This window comes from Brachyspira sp. (assembly GCF_050873525.1).
Lineage (GTDB): Bacteria > Spirochaetota > Brachyspiria > Brachyspirales > Brachyspiraceae > Brachyspira.
In genome coordinates this window covers 1-3,941 of sequence record NZ_JBNMIZ010000233.1, presented here as the reverse complement: position 1 = coordinate 3,941, position 3,941 = coordinate 1, and the positions used below count along the sequence as shown (strand labels likewise).

Genomic DNA, 3,941 nt, shown 5'->3' with positions numbered 1-3,941 from the left:
TTACAATATTTAACGATATAAAAGATTTTCATTCATGTTATTTATTAAAAGAAATTAATCATAATAAAATATTAACCGACCATTGCATGTTGCATTATATTGAATTACCGAAGTTTGATATAAATAATATTAGTAAGGAAAAATTAAATACTTGGATAAAATTTTTTAAAGGAGAGAATATGTCAAATTTAATAAAAGAGAATAATATTTTTGAAGAAGTAGAAAAGAGATGTCAGAGTTTCATTGAAAGCGACCCATTAATAAACGCCTATCGAAAAAAAGAATGGGAAGGCTATTTCCATAAGGCAGAATTATTAACAGAGAGAGAAGAAGGAATAAAAGAAGGAAAACTTGAAGGGATAAAAGAGGGAAAACTCGAAGGGATAAAAGAGGGAAAACTCGAAGGGATAAAAGAACGAAATTATGCTATAGCAAAAACCTTGAAACAAATGAATATGGATAATGCATCTATAAGTAAGGCAACGGGATTGAGTATTGAAGAAGTTGAGAAATTATAAATTGCGGGGAGAAAATGAGATTTGATTTTGGATATAAACGGGAAGATTGGATTAAATATTTTGGGGAGAGATTTAATTATAATGTTGGCGTTATTCCGATTGAAGAAAATATAATTGAAAAATATAGCGACTGTTTGGATAATTCGAGCGGGGATGCGATTGTTTGGCTTGGCAATTTAAATATTGACGAAGAGATTGGAGTTTACGAAATTAAAATTAAAAATACAAAATTAACGACAAGAGTAAAAATCTCTAAAATATGCACGGATGTTATAAGGACAGGAGTTGGAAAGTCTTATGGGAAAGGAATATTTTTTATTTTATATTCTAATGATTCGGACGAAATTGGGAAATATAGAATTTCTTATGTGAAATATGATAAAAAAGTGGACGAAAATTTTGATATTGAAAAAGATTTGAGCAACCCGAAAAGATTCACTTATTTACTCGGCGAAGGAGCGAAAGTAAAAACGGCGGCAAGCAGACTCACAAAAGACGCTTTTACGACAGTGAAGAAAATCGAAGAGGCTTTTAGCGTAGAACCCGTCAATGAAGAATTTTATAACGGAATTAAAAAATTGTTTGATAAGATTTATAAAGATGTTTTGAATAATTTTAAAGGCAAAAGCCCGCTTTCAGCGAATGAAACCTCTGCAAAGGAATTTAGTTTAAGGTTTTTGGGAAGGACGCTTTTTTGCTGGTTTTTGAGAGAGAAAGATTTGATTCCGAAAGAAATTTTTGACTCGCCAATATTTGAAGAAGTAAAAAATAATTATTATGAGGAAGTTTTGGAAGAATTATTTTTTAATGTTTTGAACGCGAAAATGGACGAAAGAAAAATTATAAGCAAAATAATTAAAAAATACGAAAAACAAATTCCATTTTTGAACGGCGGATTATTTGCAAAACAAAAAGACGATGACAAAGTAAAAACGATTGACAACGAAATAATAAAAGAATTGTTCGAATTTTTTAGCCTTTACAATTTTACGGTAGATGAAAGCACGCCATTCGATATTGAAATTTCTATAGACCCCGAAATGCTCGGAAGAATATTTGAAAATCTTCTTGTAGCAATAGATACTAATGAAAATTTTGATATAGGTAATTCAACATTCTATACGCCAAGAGAGATAGTAGATTATATGGTTAAAGAAAGTATAAGACTATCTCTACAAAATAATACTAAAAATATTAGCGAAAAAGAAATAGAAAAAATATTTAATCCTAATGAAGATACAAAATTAAGTAAAAAAGAAATAGAGGAGTTATTATCAGTTTTACATGAAATAAAAATATTAGACCCAGCTTGTGGTAGCGGAGCTTTTCCAATCGGAATATTGCAAAGAGTTTTTATGATTATAGATAAATTAGACCCAAATCATGAATTTTATAAAAAATTGTTGCTTAAAAATATCAAAGGACAGGCAAAAATTGAATTTGAAAAACTTTATGAATCGAAAAAATTTGATTACGCTTATAAATTGTATATATTGCAAAATATGATTCACGGCGTGGACATTCAGCCGATAGCGATAGAAATTAGCAGGCTTCGAGCTTTTTTGTCATTGATTGTGGAAGAAGAGAAAAACGAAAGAGAAGATAATTTGGGAATAAAGCCTTTACCGAATTTGGAATTTAATTTTATTTCGGCAAATAGCCTTATACCACTTGAAGTAAAAAAGGATGCTCAACAATCTTTTAATTCAATGTATGTTGACGGAATAGTAGAAAAAATAAAATCAATATCGGAAGATTATTTTAATTCTTCGTCCGAAAAAGATAAGAATAATATAAAACATAGATTTGAAGAATTGAGAGACTTTATAGTTAATAATGATTATTTGGAAGCGAAAGATAAGGAAAAATTTTTATCTTGGAATCCTTTTGATAATTATACCGCAATGTTTTTTAATCCTCAAATTCAATTTGGTATAAAAGATAAATTTGATATAGTTATAGCAAATCCACCGTATTATAGATTTAATAATAAAAAGCATACGGAAAATATAAAATTTTTTAGAAATAATGACCTATATAAATTGGCATGCGTAAGGAAAATTAATGCTTATGAAGTATTTTTATTATTTTCTTATACCCAATGTAAAGATTTAGGTATTATATGCGAAATATTTCAAAATTCTTTTTTAGCCGATGATGCCGCTAAAGAAGTAAGAAAATTTTATATTGATAACACATCTATTTATAAATTACTTTCTTTCCCAGAAAGAGATAATAAAAATAAAAGAATTTTTAAAAACGCTAAAATTTCAGTAATGATACTTTTAACACAAAAGACAATAGCGAAAAATAATAATTTTATTTTAGAGATTTACTCTGATAGAATGAAAACAAAAAAGAAAGAAGCAAATATAAATAAAAATATAATTATGTCTATAGATAGCGAAAATATGGACATTCTGAACCTCAATAATGAAGAAATACCTATATTTATTAAATGCTATAAAAATAATAAAAAAATAGGTTGTATAGCTGATACTTATGAAGGAGAATTAAATGTATCATTTGCTAAAAAATATTTTACTGAAAATAAAAATAAAGAAAAATTTCTTGTTGGAGCTAATATCCAAAAATATTATATTGCAAATAATCCAAGTCAAAGAACCGTTCCAGAATATTATGATAGAAAAAGATATTTAAATGATATAAAAAAGGGTAGTAAAATTTTTCATTATAATTTGGAAAGAATTGCTTTTCAAGGAATTACGGGAATGGATGATAAGTATAGAATTATTGCTACTATAATACCAAAAAATTATGCTCTAGCTAATAGTGCAAATTATTTAATTATAAAAGATAATGTAAATATTAGTTATGAATTTTTATTAGGAATTTTGAATTCGTCTTTAATTAATTGGCTTTTTAACGCAAGAAGCACAAATCAAAATGTAAATAATTATGAGATAAATAGATTACCTTTTCCAAATGTTAACAATAAAGATACAATAACTATAGAAAAATTAGTATGCGAATGCATTGCTATAAAAAAAGAAAATGAAAAAAATGATATAACAGATTTGCAAAATAAAATAAATAAAGCCGTGTATAGATTATATGATATTAATGATAATGAGAGAAAAATTATTGAAAATGGAAATTAAATATTTACAGGGTTTATTATAAAATATATAATAAACCCTGTTTACTTCATTTTATTAATTTGATGATTTAATTAATCTAAATGAAGAAGCCTTTTTACATTTTGGACAAGGTGGGCATGTATTATTTAAACCAAGAGATATTTGCTCATTATCTTTTACGCATGAATATATCCCACCTTGTTGGCATTTTTCGCCTGTTTTTATTAAATTAGGCATTATAAATCACCTCCTCTTTTATAAATTATATTAGTAATAGTATAATAAAAAACTAAAATTGTCAAGCATTTTAGTTGACTTATAT

General features: G+C 26.5%; 3 protein-coding genes. 2 read left to right on the top strand and 1 reads right to left on the bottom strand.

All coding sequences use genetic code 11. The features are described from left to right. Both ACR0QS_RS11785 and ACR0QS_RS11780 read left to right on the top strand, forming a co-directional pair. The coding region (locus ACR0QS_RS11785) for a PD-(D/E)XK nuclease family transposase (RefSeq protein ID WP_432633646.1) at positions 1-518 on the top strand (518 nt) is incomplete at its 5' end. A gap of 14 nt (positions 519-532) precedes the next feature. Beyond that, entirely contained in the window at positions 533-3,640 is a 3,108-nt protein-coding gene (locus ACR0QS_RS11780) for an Eco57I restriction-modification methylase domain-containing protein (RefSeq protein WP_432633645.1), read from the top strand. 54 nt (positions 3,641-3,694) lie between these two features. On the opposite strand, the gene ACR0QS_RS11775 is transcribed toward ACR0QS_RS11780, so the two are convergent. Continuing rightward, complete coding sequence (locus ACR0QS_RS11775; protein ID WP_432633644.1) at positions 3,695-3,856, bottom strand: hypothetical protein; 162 nt, start codon at positions 3,854-3,856, stop codon at positions 3,695-3,697. Positions 3,857-3,941 lie beyond the last annotated feature (85 nt).